The 20,627-nt window shown below is 39.1% G+C and carries 7 protein-coding genes and 3 pseudogenes; all 10 read left to right on the top strand.

Annotated elements, in window-relative coordinates; all coding sequences use genetic code 11:
- Positions 1-16 precede the first annotated feature (16 nt).
- Positions 17-1,381 carry an amino acid permease gene (locus tag N8M20_RS07705; RefSeq protein WP_180947989.1) on the top strand — a complete coding sequence of 455 codons (1,365 nt, stop codon included), beginning with the start codon at positions 17-19 and terminating at the stop codon, positions 1,379-1,381.
- 100 nt (positions 1,382-1,481) lie between these two features.
- Entirely contained in the window at positions 1,482-1,892 is a 411-nt protein-coding gene (locus N8M20_RS07700; protein WP_261079655.1) for a GNAT family N-acetyltransferase, read from the top strand.
- Positions 1,893-2,374: 482 nt separating this feature from the next.
- Positions 2,375-3,835 (top strand): nicotinate phosphoribosyltransferase, encoded by a 1,461-nt coding sequence (locus N8M20_RS07695; RefSeq protein WP_061654019.1) that lies wholly within the window; start codon positions 2,375-2,377, stop codon positions 3,833-3,835.
- Positions 3,832-4,656 carry an ammonia-dependent NAD(+) synthetase gene (gene nadE / locus N8M20_RS07690; RefSeq protein ID WP_261079652.1) on the top strand — a complete coding sequence of 275 codons (825 nt, stop codon included), beginning with the start codon at positions 3,832-3,834 and terminating at the stop codon, positions 4,654-4,656. Before N8M20_RS07695 ends, nadE begins: the two co-directional genes overlap by 4 nt.
- Positions 4,657-5,154: 498 nt before the next feature.
- On the top strand, positions 5,155-5,706 hold the full coding sequence (locus N8M20_RS07685; RefSeq protein WP_261079648.1) for a GNAT family N-acetyltransferase: 552 nt from the start codon (positions 5,155-5,157) through the stop codon (positions 5,704-5,706).
- 131 nt (positions 5,707-5,837) lie between these two features.
- Complete coding sequence (locus tag N8M20_RS07680; protein WP_261079647.1) at positions 5,838-6,716, top strand: Rpn family recombination-promoting nuclease/putative transposase; 879 nt, start codon at positions 5,838-5,840, stop codon at positions 6,714-6,716.
- Positions 6,717-7,190 (top strand): annotated as a pseudogene (locus N8M20_RS07675) (FliH/SctL family protein); the annotation flags it as partial.
- 14 nt (positions 7,191-7,204) lie between these two features.
- A pseudogene (locus N8M20_RS07670) lies at positions 7,205-7,627 on the top strand (Rpn family recombination-promoting nuclease/putative transposase); the annotation flags it as partial.
- Between the two features lie 14 nt (positions 7,628-7,641).
- Positions 7,642-8,058: pseudogene (locus N8M20_RS07665) on the top strand (Rpn family recombination-promoting nuclease/putative transposase); the annotation flags it as partial.
- A gap of 1,554 nt (positions 8,059-9,612) precedes the next feature.
- Positions 9,613-20,627: Rib/alpha-like domain-containing protein (locus N8M20_RS07660; RefSeq protein WP_261079646.1), on the top strand; the 11,015-nt coding region annotated here is incomplete at its 3' end.

The following is a 20,627-nucleotide window of genomic DNA, read 5'->3' as shown; positions in this document are numbered from 1 at the left end:
TTGAATTGGAGACGATATGAGTTCAAAGAAGAAAAAAAATAAGATGGAGCGTGGTCTGACCAATCGTCACGTGCAGGTTATGGCCATTGCGGGAACAATTGGAACAGGACTCTTTTTGGGAGCAGGTCGCTCTATCAGCTTAACAGGTCCTTCCATTGTGCTGATTTATATGATTACAGGGGCCTTTATGTTCCTCATGATGCGTGCGGTTGGGGAAATGCTTTATCAAGATCCTGAGCAACATACCTTTATCAACTTTATCACGCGTCATTTGGGTAAGGGCTGGGGTTATTTCTCAGTTTGGTCTTACTGGCTATCTGTTGTCTTTATCGGTATGGCAGAAATCACAGCCATCTCTCATTATGTTCAGTTTTGGTTCCCTAGCTGGCCAAGTTGGATGATTGAGATTGGATTTTTGACCATTCTAGCCTTGGTCAATCTGATCGCGGTTAAGCTCTTTGGGGAAGTTGAGTTTTGGTTTGCTATGGTCAAGATTGTGGCTATTTTAGCTATGATTGCCACAGGGGTCTTTATGGTCTTGACAGGCTTTAAGACACCTCATGGAGTAGCAAGTTTGGCCAATATCACCGACAATTTCTCCCTCTTCCCTAATGGTGGAGTGAACTTTGTCATGGCCTTTCAGATGGTTTTCTTTGCTTACCTCATGATTGAATTTATCGGGGTAACAACTTCTGAAACCAAAAATCCACGTCAGGTCTTGCCAAAAGCCGTTAAGGAAATTCCTTTGCGTATCGCCTTTTTCTACGGTGGTGCCCTCTTAGCCATCATGGCTATCATTCCGTGGCGTGAACTTGCTTCGGCTGATTCTCCCTTTGTTACGGTATTTGAATTGGCAGGTATCAAGTGGGCAGCGGCCTTGATTAACTTTGTCGTCTTGACGTCAGCAGCATCTGCTCTTAACTCAACCCTTTATTCAACAGGTCGTCATTTGTACCAGATTGCCCATGATTCGCCAAATCCATTCTTAAAGGCTATTAAGGCAGATACCCTTTCTCGTCATAACGTGCCACAAAATGCGATCATTGCTTCAGCGGTTTTGATTGCCCTAGCAGCCTTTATCAACGTCTTGCCAGGTGTTTCCGATGCCTTTGCCTTGATTACAGCATCATCATCAGGTGTCTATATCGCCATTTATATCTTGATTATGGTGGCTCACCTTAAATACCGCAAGTCACCAGACTTTATGGCGGATGGCTATCTCATGCCCCATTATCGTTTCCTAAATCCTTTAACCATGCTCTTCTTTGCCTTTGTCTTTGTAACCCTCTTTTTACAAGAGTCTACATTTGTAGGAGCAATCGGCTCAGCTATCTGGATTATCGGTTTCGGGATTTACAGCCAGTGGAAATTTAGAAAATAGATTTGAAACTCATCAACTTAGGTTGGTGGGTTTTTGCTAGTTTGACAGTCCATTGAAATAAGACTATAATCAAGCTGTATCAGTTTTCAAGGAGGTTTGGATGTACTTTAGATTGGAAAATAAGGAATCCCATAAATCACAAGAAATAGGGAATCTGATTCGTGCTTATAATCGTTCAAAAAGAGAAAAAGCTGAAAGTGAGCCACTTAATTTTTATGTAGAAGATGAAAAGGGCAATCTCCTGGCAGGTTTGATAGCAGAGACTTTTGGAAATTGGCTAGAAATCGAGTATTTATTTGTAAAAGAGGAACTGCGAGGGCAAGGAATCGGTTCAAAACTATTGCAGCAAGCAGAAACTGAAGCTAAGAATCGAAACTGTCGTTTTGCTTTTGTCAATACTTACCAGTTTCAGGCGCCAGATTTTTATAAAAGGCATGGCTACAAGAAAGTCTTTACCTTACAAGACTATCCCTACATTGGGCAAAGACATTATTACCAAAAGGATTTGTAAGGAGAATAAAGCAAAGAGGGGCTTTATAAAAGTATGGAGGTATGATAGTGGCTATGGGTAACGTTTAAGTAGATTCTTGATAAATACCAGTTAAATCCTACAAATTGTGTCTTTCTAGACGATATTGAGGACAATCCAATCGCAGCTGAGAAATTGGGAATCAAGGTCTATAAGGTTAAGAAAAGAAGTGATGTCGTCGATATTTTGAAATCTTATATTTAAACTTAACACTCTCTATTTTTTATGGTAGAGAGTTTTTTGTTAATAAAATTTTACAAAATGACATTTATATATTGCATTGGGTTATGGAGAATGGGTCCAGAAAAAATTTGAGCAAGACATGGATGAACTGGAGAGTGGAGAATAGCTTGTTACTCTTTTCTCAATCCAGCTAAAATGTGATATAATAGTACTAATTTATTGGAATACATGAAAGTTTTTGAAAATTTTCATGTATTTCTAGCTAAGGAAGTAGGAAAAGTATGTATCCAGATGATAGTTTGACATTGCACACAGACTTGTACCAGATCAACATGATGCAGGTTTACTTTGACCAAGGGATTCACAATAAGAAAGCGGTTTTTGAGGTGTATTTCCGCCAACAGCCTTTTAAGAATGGCTATGCAGTTTTTGCAGGTTTGGAAAGAATTGTGAGTTATCTTGAAGACCTGCGTTTTTCAGATAGTGATATTGCCTATTTGGAGTCGCTAGGCTATCATGGGGCATTCTTGGACTATCTCCGCAATTTCAAGTTGGAGTTGACCGTTCGTTCTGCCCAAGAAGGGGATTTGGTTTTTGCTAATGAACCGATTGTGCAGGTGGAAGGCCCTCTAGCCCAATGTCAGTTGGTCGAAACAGCCCTTTTGAACATCGTTAACTACCAGACCTTGGTGGCTACTAAGGCAGCTCGTATTCGTTCGGTCATCGAAGATGAACCTTTGATGGAGTTTGGAACACGTCGGGCGCAAGAAATGGATGCGGCTATCTGGGGGACACGCGCAGCGGTGATTGGTGGCGCTAATGGAACTAGCAATGTGCGTGCGGGTAAGCTCTTTGACATTCCTGTCTTGGGGACTCACGCCCATGCCTTGGTACAGGTTTATGGTAACGACTATGAGGCCTTTAAGGCTTACGCTGCGACCCACAAAAACTGTGTCTTTCTTGTGGACACCTATGACACCCTTCGCATTGGGGTACCCGCTGCCATTCAGGTAGCGCGTGAGCTGGGGGACCAGATTAACTTTATGGGTGTGCGGATTGACTCTGGGGATATTGCCTACATTTCCAAGAAAGTTCGTCAGCAACTGGACGAGGCTGGATTTACAGAGGCTAAGATTTATGCTTCTAATGATTTGGATGAAAATACCATCCTCAACCTTAAGATGCAAAAGGCCAAGATTGATGTCTGGGGCGTGGGAACCAAGCTGATTACAGCCTATGATCAGCCAGCTCTTGGAGCAGTTTACAAGATTGTTGCCATCGAAGATGAAAATGGCCAGATGCGCAACACCATCAAGTTGTCTAATAATGCGGAAAAGGTGTCTACGCCAGGTAAGAAGCAGGTGTGGCGCATTACCAGTCGTGAAAAAGGTAAGTCAGAGGGCGACTACATCACTTATGACGGTGTGGATGTGAGCGACATGACTGAAATCAAGATGTTCCATCCGACTTATACTTACATCAAGAAGACCGTTCGTAATTTTGACGCTGTCCCTCTCTTGGTGGATATCTTCAAAGACGGAAAATTGATTTACAACCTGCCTAGCTTGACTGAGATTCAGGCTTATGCCCGTAAGGAATTTGACAAGCTTTGGGATGAGTACAAGCGCGTGCTCAATCCGCAGCACTATCCAGTCGATTTGGCGCGTGATGTATGGCAAGATAAGATGGACTTGATTGATAAGATGCGCAAGGAAGCCCTTGGTGAAGGAGAAGAAGAATGAGTTTGCAAGAAACGATTATCCAAGAACTGGGCGTGAAACCAGTGATTGATGCTCAGGAAGAAATCCGTCGTTCGATTGATTTCTTAAAGAGATACCTGAAAAAACATCCCTTCCTAAAAACCTTTGTATTAGGGATTTCTGGAGGTCAGGACTCAACCTTGGCAGGTCGCTTGGCCCAATTAGCTATGGAAGAACTGCGCGCAGAGACAGGAGATGACAGCTACAAATTTATCGCTGTCCGCCTGCCATACGGAGTACAAGCTGATGAAGCAGATGCTCAAAAAGCCCTAGCCTTTATCCAACCAGATGTCAGCTTGGTAGTTAATATCAAGGAATCAGCTGACGCCATGACAGCAGCAGTTGAAGCGACAGGAAGCCCTGTTTCAGATTTCAACAAGGGAAATATCAAGGCTCGTTGCCGTATGATTGCTCAGTATGCCCTGGCAGGTGCCCATAGCGGAGCGGTCATTGGAACAGACCATGCTGCGGAAAATATCACAGGTTTCTTTACCAAGTTTGGTGATGGTGGTGCAGATATTTTACCACTGTTCCGTCTCAATAAACGCCAAGGAAAACAACTATTGAAGGAACTAGGTGCAGACCCGGCCCTTTATGAAAAGATCCCAACAGCAGACCTAGAAGAAGACAAACCAGGCCTAGCTGATGAAGTAGCCCTCGGGGTTACTTATGAAGAGATTGACGACTACCTAGAAGGCAAACAAGTTAGTCCAGAAGCTCAAGCGACTATTGAAAACTGGTGGCATAAAGGCCAACACAAACGCCACCTACCAATCACCGTATTTGATGACTTTTGGGAGTAAAAAGGTCCGGGGGACCTTTTTAGCTTCTTGCCTTGAAACTCGAGAGCAAGAATAACCTCCAGTGGAGGTTTTCAGCCTCTCACCTTGAAATAAGAAAGTGAGAGTAGGTCTGGTAACTCACAGAGTTCGATTTCGTCGTCTCACTCCCGCAACGATGACTAGGTTTGAAAAAGCTTGGTAAAGTACATTTCAAACCAGACAGCGACTGCGTCAAGGAACTAGATGAAAAACTTGTTTTTTAGTTGTTACTGAGTTTAGTCTTTTTACCTTGAGCCTATAAATAAGAAAGCGAGGAAGGTCCGGTGGACCTTTTTAGCTTCTTGCCTTGAAACTGGGAAGCAAGAATAACCTCCAGTGGAGGTTTTCAGCCCGAGCACGGAAATAAATAAGCGAGGAGGTGCAGGGGACCTTTTTAGCTTGAGCCTTGAAATTCAAAAGCAAAACAAATATAAATAGAGATTAGGCAGAGAATCATCTATCAGAAAGCGAGGTAGCGTCATGAAATCTATTGGTACGCAAATGTTACAGACAGAACGTTTGATCTTGCGAAGATTTGTGGAGAGTGATGCGGAAGCCATGTTTCAAAATTGGGCTTCGTCTACTGAGAATCTAACCTACGTCACTTGGGATCCCCATCCTGATGTCGAAATCACTCGAAACTCGATTCGCAATTGGGTTGCTTCCTATACTAATCTCAACTATTACAAATGGGCCATTTGTCTCAAAGAAAATCCGGAGAAAGTTATAGGAGATATCAGCATCGTTACAATAGATGAGAACGATTCTTCTTGTGAAATTGGCTATGTGCTAGGAAAGGTTTACTGGGGAAATGGTATAATGACGGAGGCCGTGAAAGCTGTCTTGGACTTCTGTTTTATTCAAGCAGGTTTTCAAAAGGTCAGAGCTCGTTACGCCAATCTTAATCCAGCTTCAGGTCGTGTTATGGAGAAGGCTGGAATGACCTATCTAAAGACTATTACCAATGCTGTAGAGAGAAAAGGCTACCTTGCGGACCTTATTTATTATCAGATAAGTAAGAAGGATAGATAAGCTTAACCTTTATTGCTTATCCGCTGTTCTTATTTTTTTCATTTATCCTTTCTTTTCCGAATAAATAGATAGTAGCAGTGAATCTAGTAAACCTAGATTAAAAAATGTGCTATAATGAAAGGAGAAGAAATATGACTGTACGTCATCCGGGCATCAGCCCAACTAACGATTTGGTTGCTAAGAAGATTTTTAGCAATCCGGAAATCACTTGTCAATTTATTCGCGATATGTTGGATTTACCTGCAAAAAATGTAACTATTTTGGAGGGAAGTAACATTCACGTCTTGCCTTCCCTGCCTTATTCAGCACAAGATTTCTATACCAGTATAGATGTTTTGGCGGAGTTGGACAATGGAACGCAAGTAATTATTGAAATCCAAGTTCATCATCAGAATTTTTTTATTAATCGTTTGTGGGCTTATCTATGTAGTCAGGTCAATCAAAACCTAGAAAAAATTCGTCAGCGAGAAGGTGATACTCATCAGAGTTACAAATATATCTCACCCGTTTATGCTATCGCAATTGTAGATAGCAACTACTTTCAAGATGACTTGGCTTTTCACAGCTTTAGTATGCGCGAGGACACGACAGGTGAGGTCTTAACTATCACAAATAATGGTCAAGAACACCATCTGGTCAAGATGGCATTCTTGGAACTAAAAAAATACAGAGAAACCAGCAAAGACGAGGTTCGTAAGCCGTGGTTAGAGTTTTTTGGGAATAAACCCTTTACCCAGCAACCCGAGCGAGCTATCAGCCAGGCAGACCAACTGCTGGACTATAAAAGCTGGTCCGAGGAGGACAGGAAAATGTTTAGTGAACAGCGCAGACGCGAAGAACAAGCCTTGTTAGCACACGACTATGCCTTGGAAACTGCTAGGGAGGAAGGGAAATTTTTTGCCTTCCTAGATATGGTCCACCAAGGTCTTCTGACTTCTGAGGTTGCCAGCCAGCAGTTAGGTATGACTGTCTCTGAGTTTGAAGAACTATTGAAAGAGCATCGCAAATAAGAATTAAAAAAATATAGAGAAACCAGCAAAGACAAGGTTCGCAAGCCATGGTTGGAGTTTTTCGGGAATAAGCCCTTTACCCAGCAACCCGAGCGAGCCATCATCCAAGCAGATCAACTGCTAGACTATAAGAGCTGGTCCGAGGAGGACAGGAAAATGTTTAGTCAACTACGTATGCGTGAAGAACAAGCCTTGTTAGCACAGGACTATGCCTTGGAACAAGCTGAAGAAAAAGGCTTAGAACGTGGTCGTGCAGAGGGTATTGAACAAGGTTTAGAGCGTGGTCGAGCAGAAGGTATTGAACAAGGGTTAGAACGTGGCCTTGCAGAGGGCATTGAACAGGGACTAGAGCGTGGGAAAGTTGAAGGAAGTTTGTCTATGCTACTAAATCTAGTCCATCAAGGTCTTCTGACTGCCGAGATAGCAAGTCAGCAATTAGGTATGTCAGTCGCTGAGTTTGAGGCGTTGTTGTAAGACCATTACCAATACTAGTCAAGATGGCGTTCTTAGAACTAAAAAAATATAGAGAAACCAGCAAAGATAGCGTTCGCAAACCGTGGTTGGAGTTTTTCGGGAATAAGCCCTTTACCCAAGAACCCGAGCGAGCCATCAGCCAAGCAGACCAACTGCTAGATTACAAGAGCTGGTCCGAGGAGGACAGGAAAATGTTTAGTCAACTACGTATGCGAGAAGAGCAAGCCTTATTGGCTCATGACTATGCCTTGGAGCAAGCTGAAGAAAAAGGCTTAGAACGTGGTCGAGCAGAAGGTATTGAACAGGGGCTGGAGTGTGGTTTAGAGCGTGGGAAAATTTTTACCTTTCTAGATTTAGTACGCCAACATGTTCTAACTTCTGAATTTGCGAGTGAACAATTGGGAATGACCGTCGCTGAGTTTGAGGCCTTGTTGTAAGACCATTACCAATACTAGTCAAGATGGCATTCTTGGAATTAAAAAAATACAGAGAAACCAGCAAAGACAAGGTTCGTAAGCCATGGTTGGAGTTTTTCGGGAATAAGCCCTTTACTCAAGAACCCGAGCGAGCTATTAGCCAGGCAGACCAACTGCTGGACTACAAGAGCTGGTCTGAGGAGGACAGGAAAATGTTTAGTCAACTACGTATGCGTGAAGAACAAGCATTATTGGCTCATGATTATGCCTTGGAACAAGCTGAAGAAAAAGGATTAGAGCGTGGTCTTGAACGTGGTCGTGCAGAAGGTATTGAACAGGGGCTGGAGCGTGGTTTAGAGCGTGGGAAAATTTTTACCTTTCTAGATTTAGTACGCCAACATGTTCTAACTTCTGAATTTGCGAGTGAACAATTGGGAATGACCGTCGCTTAGTTTGAGGCGCTGTTGTAAAGGATAGATGCTAGAGAGTTGTAGTAATATGAAATAAGAACTGGACGAATCTGTTTTGGAATTCAAATCAATTTATAACAATGTTCTAGAATAAATATTGTACTATTCCAGGTTCAGTTTGTCATATAAACATTCTGTATGTAACAGAGAAATAAAAAATAAAGGATAGGAAAATCTCTTGAAGTGAAAGGGATTAGCCGTCCTTTTTTACTTATTTTTAACTGTAGCGAATGAAAAATACCTACCTAGAAACTATATATTATGAATCTATAATAGTACACAATAACTGCTAAAACATTTCTATAAATTAATTTGGCTTTTTTAATCGATTTGTTCATATCTTATTTCAGTTTATTATATATGTTCTGGAAGATAACAAATATGCATGTCTGACTTAATAGATTACTCAAGAGATATTGTAGTTCAGGTATTTGTTGGGATAAGAACCTTTAATATATATGTCAAGGGTTTAGAAATCCATCTCCTCTTTAAATGAATCTTGAGACAGTGATGTGTTTTTAGTAGATGAGAATCAGATAGAAAACTAGGGGCTAGCTACAGGTATTCCCTAGTGAGCTACAAATCAGCTTAAAGGGATTTTTGCAGATTGCAAATAGAACACAAGCATATATGTCATTGTTATACTCAATGAAAATCAAAGAGCAAACTAGGAAACTAGCCGCAGGCTGCTCAAAACACTGTTTTGAGGTTGTAAATAGGACTGACGAAGTCAGCTCAAAACACTGTTTTGAGGTTGCAGATAGAACTGACGAAGTCAGCTCAAAACACTGTTTTGAGGTTGCAGATAGAACTGACGAAGTCAGTCACATATATACGGCAAGGCGACGCTGACGTAGTTTGAAGAGATTTTCGAAGAGTATTAGCTTGTAAAAATACGACAAAATATATATCAGGATGAATTAAAACCCAACAAATTGATTAAGGGATTCAAAACAATTTCTAAAGGTAGTTCAGGAAGTATAGTGTACTACTCTAGGTTCAATATAATATACTTTAGTGAAATAGGCTACTTAGTGCAAGGAGGTGGATTTTTACATTTATCAGGTAAGTCAGGTTTGCATGCTGATTCTTCCTTTGAACTCTACAAATCAAGCTAGCTTTCAATCCATGTCTCTTTCTTTATGTTTTATAAAAAATAAAAAAATTAGCATAGATTAATAATATTTCTAAATATATAAAACACATATTTACATAAGAAAATATCAATGTAAAGCACTATTTATAAATAAAACATAAAACAAGTATAGCTTAAAATAACCATTAATATTTACAATATGTTAATTGTTTAGTCAAAAAATGTGGTATATATCAATCTTTTTTTATGATTTTATGGCAAAATCGGGGGGGGGGTATGGTATAATTATAGTAGACTGCATAAAGTGTGTAGTCGTTTAGATGAGGTATATAGTCCTTTATCTAAATGTGAAAAAATGTATCTGTAAAGACATCGAGATGGATTCTTAAGAATTTGATGTTTTTAGGATCCATCATCATAATAAAAAAGGAGAACATTTCATGAAATTCGGAAAACATCCCGGAGAGAAATTAACACGCTTTTCTATTAGAAAGTACCATTTTGGCGCAGCTAGTGTTGCGGTAGCATCCTTGCTGTTTTTTGGTGCTAATAGCGTTAAAGCAGAGGAAGCTTTAGTTGCACGCCAAGATGGAGTAGCATCTTCAAGCAACCCTAATTCAGGGGAAGGTGACCCTGACCAAGCCACTCTTGCAAAGCCAGAGGGCTCTGTATATCAAGCACCAGAAGCAGGGACTAACGCCACAATTGGCTCAACTACTACACCTGTAGGTGGGGCGACAAAAATCAATGATGAGGGGACGTCGAAACCTCAACTTGATAAAAAATCATTGCCAACAGAAATTGCCAAGTCTCAAGTTGACAAATCTGAACTGTCATCAGTGGTGAATCAAGTTTCAGCTACTATCAGCTCACTTCAGTCATCTAGTCTTGCAGAAAATGTCAAAACAGCTCTCGCGCAAGTAGAGAGCGCTGTAGCAAATGCTAAGCAAGTTTTGGCTAATCCTGATGCCAGCAAGGCAGATGTAGAACAAGCGCTTAGCTCTCTTCAACAAGCAGTGTCTAGCCTTGAAGCTGCTAAACGACCAGAAGTAGCACCGAAACCAGCACAGCCTGAACAACCGGCTGAAGGCAATAGCGGAGAGGAAGCTTCTCTTCCTAAAAAACGTGGCAAAAAATCATTGCCAGTAGCAAATCCTATCGCTGATGGAAAAGAAGAAACAGCGACATTGGAAGTTGCCAATCCAGCGCCAGCAACTCTAGAACCAGTAACTCTAGCTGGAGAATCTGGTGGAAAGAGAAGAAGAGGTAGAGTTGTTCAACCAGAATCTGCTGGTGGTTCAAATCCAGAAGCAGAAGTTGCACCAAAAGCATTACCAACGTACACAAACGGTACGGACAATTATGCATTAGCAGATGAAATGCGTAATATCGTTAAGTACTTAAAAGATAATGGAGCAGACGCTGCTAAAGTAGCTGCGTTCAAAGCTAACTACGACAAGTTAAACGAAAAACTTGGACTTGCTGATGAAAACGCAGTATTGTCTGAAGAAGACTTTAAAAAAGCATTAGCGGACTTAAAACAAGCTCGTGACTATACTGAAGGATTCCTTAACAACCAACCTAGTGCTCAACCTGAAGCAGTACTGCCGGGCAATCGTTTAAACCGTCAAGCACGTGAAGCAGGGAAGAATTTTTATAACTCCTTAGAGTACTACTATGACAATGGTACAGAACCTACACCTTATAAAAAATATACGTATATTTTCCATAGTATCAGACAAGATGGTGCTATTGATGGACGTAATGAAAAAGTAGAGAATGCACAAAAATTTGCATATATGAGAACAGTACCTACTGCTGATGGATTTACGTGGGAATTCGTAGCGAATAAAGGCGGATATAATAATTATTATTCAAATAGTTTCTTCTTTACAGTTCCAAATGGACAAGCGGTCAAAGCGAATACTGCAAGAGTAACGAAACTTTCTACTGGAGAAGTGTTCACAGCTCCGTCTATTGAACTTGCACTGCAAGCAGCAGGATTAAAACGTGTAACAAGAGGAACAATGGATAATGTAATTTTCCGTCAAGGTATGGGAGCTGGTGCTGAAGCTTATGCAACAGGTAGCTTGAATGATTTAGCTAGAGAAGAAACCGGGGTAGGAAGTATTAATAGAGGATTTTATAAGGCGGTTCTTGAATCAGCAGAATCAAGGAAAAAAGCTAATGAAAAATTTGATATTATCAAAAATTCTGGAGGAAGTGTTTATTACTTTGAAATTCCTGAACGTACAGGAGATTCTTATCGTATTTCTTTCCAAACAAATGGAACTAATAATCCGAAAAAATTAGCTTATGCAGCGGGGCTTAAAGCCGTTCAAAATGAAGGAGTTAAAGTCCGTACTCAGGTTGACCAATTCTATGCGCAAACAAATTCGGAAAGAGATGCAACAGACCGTTTCGTTATGAAATTGAAAGGGAATGGGACATTCCTAATTGATCAAGATCACTTTTACAATAAGGGGTGGCCATCAAATGCTGCTACTTTGAAAAGAGATGCTAATGGAAATCCACAAGGTACTGTACTAGGAAATGTATCAGGAACAGGTGGCGTTAATATTGATAATATTGAGTCGCATAGAGGACTTGTTACTTATGGAGGAGCAGGAAGTTTGCATGCAATTGACTTCACTTCATATGTAATGTATGAGGGGTATGAAAATAACTTCGAAGCAGGTAAACAAAAAGCTAATAACGAATATGGACAAAATTTCTATTTCTTCAATGAAGAAGGAAACGAGTTATCAAAAGAAGCGTTAGGTAGAGACGCTGGTGAGACTCCAGGCCTTCATAAATATAAGTATAAACGTACATTCCGTGATGGAAGTGCTGATGATGGATACTTCAACATTGCTACAAGACCTAAGAATCCTACAATAGTAAAACCACAGAAATTCTTCGTAGGTTCAGCTGCAACAGTGACAGTAAAAGATGGAAATAATGGAAAATCAATCACATTATTCCGTGAGTATGTAGAAAATGGTGTTGCAAAAACAGAAGAAATAGGGGTGACTAATGCTAACTCAAGTGGTGTAGCAACATTTAATCTTCCATCTGTAAAAGAAGGGAAATATTATGCACGTTCTATTATTAAAACTGATACTTATCTTGATTACGCAGGAAGTGAAAAACGTACTGTTGAATCAGATTTAGTAACTTCAGATAATCAAAAAATTCAAGCGATTGTTCCGCCGAAGGTACGTGTTCAAGGTCAAGAAGTTTCAGAAACACGCGAAGGAGCAAGTGTCCTTTACGAAGTGATTCAAGGAGAACGCTTCCAACCAAGGGTGGAGGCATGGGATGATAAAGGAAATTTAACAAAATTTAATATCGATAACTTGCGTCCAGGTATTACATCTCCGAATACAGGATCTAACTTTAGAACGATAAATAGTGCAACAATCAAAAATACTTCTGAAGCTCGATTTGCAGGTAATGTTTCTCTAACAGAAACACCGGGTGAATATACATCTAAAATTACAGTAGCTGATGAATCAGGTGAAGAAAAAGATTATTTCTATAAATATAGAATTATTCAACGAGATACAGAAGCTCCTACGGTATCGATGAATGGTAAAACATTGACTGAAAATGCTTCTGCTAACCGTTTTGTTATCTACCGTGGAGCAACATTCAACCCAACATTTGTTGTGAATGATAACTCTGGAACAGTTTCAAGCTTTAAAATAAACAATGTTCCAGAAGGAGTATGGTTTAATAAAAATGGTGGTTCTGATAGTCCTAAAGAAAATCTTCAAAGTGGAACGTCTTACCAATTAGCAATAAACAATACAGTTTCAAATACAGCAAATCTAGGAACGCATGATGCCAATGTTGTAGTAAGAGATGCGCAAGGAAATGAGAAAACTTATAAATTCCAATATACAGTAGTCGATGTACAACCTAAAAACACACCAAAAACTGTAGAAATCAATTCACAATTAGGAGACGCAAGAGATTATCTAAAAGCAGTTGATAGTAATTCAGGTACAGATGTATCTAAATATCTTCCAGATAATGCTACTTATTCTTGGAAGGAGGGTCAAACAACTAGAGGAAATGATACGAAATTAGATACTGTAGGAAGTGTTACGAAGTATAAAGCGACTGTTACATTCCCTAACAATACAGCGTCAGTTGTGAAGAGAATTGATGGTCACGATTATACAATTTATCGTCCAGCATCAATTGAAAGAGATGTTAGATTTGATGTACGAGATACAGTAGCTCCAACTGTTAAATTAAATGGAACTGAATTAACAAATAATGTATCAAATTCACCAACAATTGATATTTATCGTGGTGCAAACCTTGAATTACCTCTTACATTCTTTGATAATGCAAAAACAGGTAATGTTAATATTAGCTATGTGAATAATGCTGGTCTTCCTAGGGGAGTGTGGTTCAATGAAAGTGCAACAGCTAATAGTAATGTTATTATTAACCAAAATGGTAGAACTGAAAATGCACCTGGTTCATACACAGTAAGAGGGAAAGTAGCGCCGAACGCAACACTTGGAATTAGTGAAGTTACACTGAAAGTGTCTGATGATGCTACAGGAAGTGTTGATAAAGGAAATAAAAAAGAAGTTAAATTCCGTGTTCGTGTATTAGATATTGACTTTGAAAGAGGTCGCTCAGAAACTGCTGGAGTATCTAAGGTTTCGGATGAATTAGAGTTAAATCAACTATCTCCAGATCCAAATGATTACTTAACTGTAAATAATGGTGCAGACAGAAATGATAATATGTTCCCACAAGGAATGGCATTCCGATTCATTACTGGGGCAAATAATAAAGAATTTAGAAGAAAACTAAGTTTTAATACTCCAGGGGTGCATGTTGTAAAAGCTGGGGCATTCTATCCAACAAATAATGCATCAACAAACGGAGAACCAACTCCTCCAACAGATGCAACGGGTGATGACGTAACTGAAATTAGAGGTCGCGCTTATCTAACTCGTGAGGTTGAATTCCGTGTTAAACCTACAGCACCAACAGTAACAGTTACAAATGGAGATGTTGTAGTTGCGCATACAAACCAAACGAATGTAAATACATTAAGCTTTACTTATACGGATAAAGACAACAGACAAAAAACAGTAACAGCTACGAAAACAAATGGAACTTGGGCGTTAGCAAGCGATGCTCCTGCAGATGGAGTAGCGATTAATCCTCAAAGTGGAGCGGTTACGATTAAAGACCGTGAAGTGAAAGATGGTCAAGCAGTAACAGCTAAGGTAGCTGCTTCGGGTGTGAACAGTAATGAAACGACAGCAAATGCAACTGCGGGGGAACGTGTAGCTCCGACATTTACATTCAATTCAAATACAACTAGAGTTGAAAATGGAGAGCGTGTAGTTTATGTAACACCTACAGAAACAACGTCATTTACATTAGGAACAGTAAGCGATAATTCTAATAAATTAATAGAAACTAGATTATCAACACAAGATAATAGACAATTTAATTTAGATTATGGTTTGAACTATAATGAATTGACAAAACAAAATAATAATGAAGTTGTAGCACCAAGAGACATTACAGTTTCTGGTAAACTTGATCCAACAAACAAATCAAATCATAATAATCCATGGACAGATGGAGATTTAGTAACACGTTATGTTGTGGCGACTGACGCTGCGGGTAACGAGATGAGAGATTTGAACTCATCTATTTCAAACTCAACTCGTGTTAAATTTAAAGTGTTGACACAAGCAACTAAATATACTCCGACAGCAACAGCACAAACTATTGCTAAAGATATTACAGCAAATGGTGCAACGGTAACAGAAACTGAATTTAACACACTTAAACAAGGAATTACTTTTGCTCTATCAGAAACTGCGAAAGCAAAAGGTAAAGATCAAACAGAGTTAAAAGTTAATAGAGATACTGATAATCTGACGATTTCTATGAAAGATAGCGGAAGAATCCAACGTAAATCAGATGGAACTTATTTTGTAGGAGCAACAGTGACTTATCCTGACCGTTCTACAGATACTGTTGAAATTCCGGTAGCTAAATCGGATACACAACCTCCAGAAGTTTGGGTTGAGGGTAGAAAATTAACAGAAAATGCGAATGATACTCACTTTATTATTTATCGCGGAGCTGCATTTAATCCTACATTTAGAGTAAATGATAACTCGGGAACTACTGCTTACTTAAAAGCTTCTGGTATTCCTGAAGGTGTTTGGTTCAATAAACAAAACGGTCGTGATGTAGAAAAAACAAATCTTCAAAATAGTACTAATCCGCAATATCAAATTACTACAAATAATGTAGTAGAAAATATAAACAGATTAGGAGATTATACTGCTAATGTAACAGTAAAAGATGCCTTAAATAATGAAAAAACATATAAGTTTAAGTATACAATTGCAGATGTTGAATTAAAAACTACAACAAAAAGGGTTCAAGCTGGGACTGCATTAGGTGATCCGCATAATTTTGTAGGTGGAATTACTTCTAATGGTGGAACGATTGACGATACTTATTTACCATCACCAGATATGAGATTTGAATGGTATAAAGGTAATGCTAGTGTTAATGATAATACAACGCTAACTAGCGGAACACATACAGAGTATAAAGTTAGAACAACGTTCCCAGGAGGAAATGGTGGAAAACATAGCCGTACAATTAATGGTGAGGACGTAATAATTTATACGCCAGCTTATGTGGAAAAAACACCGACAATTATTGCAACAGAGGAAACCCCGCCAACAGTTAAATTGAAGAATTTAACAGACAATAATACTGTAACTGCATTAGATGATAGTGAAAACTCTTCACCAATTATAACAGTATTCCGCGGAGCAAAATTAAATGTTCCATTAACGGTTTATGATAATGATGCAGCAGGACGAGTTAACTTGCGATATGTTTCTGGATTACCTGACGGCGTATCATTTAATGGAACAAACAATAATGATGTTAACCTGACAGGAAAAACTGTTCAAAACTCAGAAAACCGAGTTGACCACACTATTTCAGGAGTAGTTGCTGCAAATGCACCATTAGGATTAAGAACAGTAACATTGAAAGCATCAGATGGGGTTAATGGTGTAGAATCAGGAAACCAAACTGATGTTAAATTCCGTGTGAATGTAGTGGATGTAGCCTTCAAGAAAGACAAAACAACAGATGAAACGGCTAATAAGATTATCTCTCCAGTACCTGTTGGAACATCTACTCAAACGGCAAGAGAATATTTAAGAGTGAATGATGGAACGAGCCAAGGTGAACCGGCATTCCCAGAAGGAACGAAGTTTGCTTTTGTGGACGGAAATAATCCTCCTAACTTCTCTGAAACGTTGAGATTTACTACTCCAGGGAAATTTACTCGAAAAGTAAGAGCGTACTTCCCAAGAGATTATGCAGGAATAACTGACTTTGGAAGTACAAGAAACGATTTGTCGGGAAGTAGCGCAGAATATAATGGACTACGTTATAAGGAAAAAGAAATTGAATTCCAAGTACAACCATCAACACCAGTTATTACTTCAAAGGATAATGGGGATGTTGTGATTACGAGTGGAAATGAGCCATATGTAAAATTCATTGACGTAACATATACTCCACAAACAGGAGAAAATCCTCAACCAGTAACGGTTAGAGCTACGAAAGAATGGGGAGTTGATAATTGGAGTTTCCCAGCAGACTCACCGTTGAAAATCGATAAGAAAAATGCAACAATTACGATTAAAGACCGTTTTGTAAAAGATGGTTCTGATGTAACTGTAAAAGTATTAACAAGTGACGGTATCGAAAGTAATGTACCGACAGGAGTAGCTGGACAAGGAGATCATGAATATCCAACAGTTGACTTCCAAAATACTGAAACAGATGGACAAGGAAACCGTGTAGTTTACATTACACCAACTGAAACTACAAATGTGAATGTAGCAACATTACGTGATAATTCTGGAAAATTATTAGAAGCTGGATTCTATAACCGTGAAGGAAATAGCGTAGATTTAGGAAATGGATTAACGAATACTAAACTTGCTAGAAATGGGGAAACAGAAACTTCAGGCGAGCAAACATTAAGAGTTTCAGGTACATTGAATAAATTCAAAGAAGGAACAACGCCTTGGGTTAATGGAGATATCATTGGAGGAGAAGCGCGTTATGCTTCTGCAACTGACCCAGCAGAAAATAAACTGCTTGAAAAACAAGGTGTAGCTGTAGATAATTCATCTAGTGAAGCTCGAGTATTGTTCAAAGTATTAACACAAGCTGCGAAATATACTCCAACAGTATCTAAAGTTAAGATTGAACGTGATATTACTGCGCCAAATACGAATTTAAGTACTGAGGAGTTTAATAGAGTTAAAGCAACATTAGGATTTACAACTGATAGAGGTTCTGTAAATGTAACAAGAACGACAAATGATTTGGCGTTTGAAATGAAAGATAATGGACGTGTGAATACAAAAGCTGATGGTTCGCTATATATCAATGCAACAGTAACATATCCAGATAAATCTACAGAAATAATTGAAGTACCGTTAGATACTACTGATGCAAATAAATCTAAACCAACAGCCACAGAAGCATCTGTTCGAGCTGAAAAAGATACAACAGCACAAGGACGTGTGGACGCTTCTCAATATGAACGTGTATTAAGTAAGATTTCAGTACCAGAAAATCAACCAAAACCAACTTCAAAAGCTGTTAAAAACAATGGAGCTATTACAAATGGTAAAGTTACGGTAGAGTTAACTTATGCTGATAATACTCGTAAAGATATTGAAGTACCTGTTTTAGAAGTAAAACCAGTAGAGATTACGTCAGTATTTAAAGAAAAAGATAATACAGTAACGATTAAACCGAATACTGCTGTGGAAAATGGAGATATCATACATGTCGCAGTTCGTGGAGTAGGTATGCAACTTACTAAAACAGAACACGGATATGAAAGTGATAGAACGGATCGTACATTCACAGTTGCTCAAGATGGAAGTATTACTCTAACGTTAACAGGTGAGGAGAAATTCCAAGCAGGAGATCGCGTAGTAACACGTCACGAAAGTAATAAGAATGGTAAAGTGGACTCATATGAAAATGAGGCATTTGCAGGATTGTTACCAGTAGAGAAAGTTCCAACATCGAATCCAGCTGCTCTTAATGATAAAGAAAAAACAGCAGTAAAAGAAGCAGTTAAGAAAGCTAACCCTTCAGTAAATATCGCCGAACTTGTAGTTGCTCCAAATGGAGATGTTACATATCGTCATGCAGGAGCTGGAGTGAATGATGCTACTCAAGTACAACCAATTACACTTTCAGAAACTGTTCGTGAGAAAAATAATGCTGAAACTTACGAGCCTATTGCTAAAGAACAAGTTGTAAATATCGGAGATGAACCACAAGCGTCAAATGGTATTGAAAATGTAACTGCATTACCAACGAATACTACTTTCACATGGAAACAAAGTGATAAACCAGATACTAGAACTTCTGGTGTGAAACAAGGAACAGTAGTAGTTCATTACCCTGATACGACTGAAGAAGAAATAACAGTTTCGGTTGTAGTTAAAGAAGCTAAACCAACAGCACCAGAAATTTCTCAATGGCAAAATGGTAATGTAAAAGTAACGCCTGCTGAAACGAATAGTGGAGATAAAATTACTGTACCTGTGAATGGTAGTGAAGTAGTTTTACGAAACTATGAAACAGGATGGCAAATTGAAGGAACTGCTCCAGAAGGTGTAACACTTCGTGATAATAGTCTTGAAATCCCTCGTAACCTTGTAAGTGATACAGCAACAGCAATTGCAACTAAGGGTGAGGATAAAGTTGCCACAGATTCTGATCAAGCAAGTTACACACTGTTAGCACATACTGTAAAACTTACAGATGTTGTTAAGAAAGCTGACTCAGTATTGAAAACAGATGATTTATCATGGAATGCAGGTGTAACAGCTGTTACTGATGGCGATGAAACAAAAGAATTCAGACGTGCTAAGATTTTAGAAGTAAGGGAAACAGCACCATTACCAGATATCGAAAACGATCACCAATACACAATTCCAGTTGTCATTTCTTATGCAGATGGAACGACAGAAAATGCTGAAGTTGTTGTAAAAGTAAGACCAGCAACACCAGAAGTTTCACCAAAAGAAGATGCAACAGTTGATATCACACCGAACTTAACGGCTAAAGGAACAGCTACAATTACTTATACTGCCGAAGATGAAACTGCTAAAACAGTAACATTAACAAGAGCAGAAGACGGAACTTGGTCAAGTTCAGATCCAGAAGTACCAGTAGATGCTACGACAGGAAAAGTAACATTAAAAGCAGCCCAAGTAAAAGACCGTTCAGTAGTTACAGTTCAAACAACTAGTGGAACAACTGGTCTAACAAGTAAAAGTGATGTAGGTGTAGCAGGAAGCCTAGAAGTTCTCAAAGCACAAGCTAAAGATGCTATTGAAGAAGCAGCGAAAAATGAAAAAGCAGAGATTGAAGCAGATGGAAGCTTAACGAAAGAACAAAAAGCTGAAAAAGTTTCAAGAGTTGATACTGTTAAAGAAGCTGAAAAAGTGAAGGTTGATGCAGCAACAGATGCAGATGGAGTGAAAACTGCTCAAGATAATGGAGTCTTCGAAGTAGAGAAAATCCATACACCGGGAACATTAGATGAAGCTAAGAGAGTTGCAAAAGCATCCTTAGATGTAGCGGCAGAAAATGAAAAACAAGCAATTACAGATGATTCAAGCTTGACAGCTACTGAAAAACAAGCTAAGAAAGAAGAAGTAGATCGAGTTAAAGAAGCTGAACAAGCAAAAGTTGACGCAGCGAAAACGATCGAAGTAGTAGATGTCGTTAAGAGAACTGGTGAAACTGCAATCGCAGAAGTTCACACACCAGGTAACTTAGAAGCAGCGAAAGAAAAAGCGAAATCTCAATTAGAAGCAATCGCAGCTGTAGAAAAATCTAAGATTGAAAATGACGGAACTCTAACTTCAGCAGAAAGAGAAACACAACTTCAAAAATTAAAAGATGAAGTAACGAAACAAAAAGGTCTGATTGATGCAGCAAACACAGCAGAAACATTAGCTACTACGAAAGAAGCAGCTGATGCAGCTGTTAAAGGAGTACATCAACCTGGAAACTTAGAAGCAGCTAAGACAGCAGCGAAAGCAGCATTAGAAGATGCAGCAACAGCAGAAAAAGAAGCAATCAAAGCAGACAATAGTTTGACAGAAACTGAAAAACAAACTAAAGCAGCAGAAGTAGATAAAGTTAAAGCAGCCGAACAAGCTAAAGTAGACGCAGCGAAAACTATCGAAGTTGTTGAAGTTGCTAAGGAAACAGGTAAAACTGCAATCGCAGAAGTTCATACACCAGGAAACTTAGATACAGCGAAAGCGAAAGCAAAAGCAGCCTTAGACGAAGCAGCAGCGACAGAAAAAGCAGCAATCGA

It is taken from the genome of Streptococcus mitis, assembly GCF_946190275.1.
Lineage (GTDB): Bacteria > Bacillota > Bacilli > Lactobacillales > Streptococcaceae > Streptococcus > Streptococcus mitis_DC.
This window is presented reverse-complemented; position numbering and strand designations above follow the sequence as displayed.

Coding starts and splice junctions, on each gene's coding strand:
- N8M20_RS07695 (WP_061654019.1), top strand. CDS start 2,375: ATGTATCCAGATGATAGTTTGACATTGCACACAGACTTGTACCAGATC.
- N8M20_RS07680 (WP_261079647.1), top strand. CDS start 5,838: ATGACTGTACGTCATCCGGGCATCAGCCCAACTAACGATTTGGTTGCT.
- N8M20_RS07685 (WP_261079648.1), top strand. CDS start 5,155: ATGAAATCTATTGGTACGCAAATGTTACAGACAGAACGTTTGATCTTG.
- nadE (WP_261079652.1), top strand. CDS start 3,832: ATGAGTTTGCAAGAAACGATTATCCAAGAACTGGGCGTGAAACCAGTG.
- N8M20_RS07700 (WP_261079655.1), top strand. CDS start 1,482: ATGTACTTTAGATTGGAAAATAAGGAATCCCATAAATCACAAGAAATA.
- N8M20_RS07705 (WP_180947989.1), top strand. CDS start 17: ATGAGTTCAAAGAAGAAAAAAAATAAGATGGAGCGTGGTCTGACCAAT.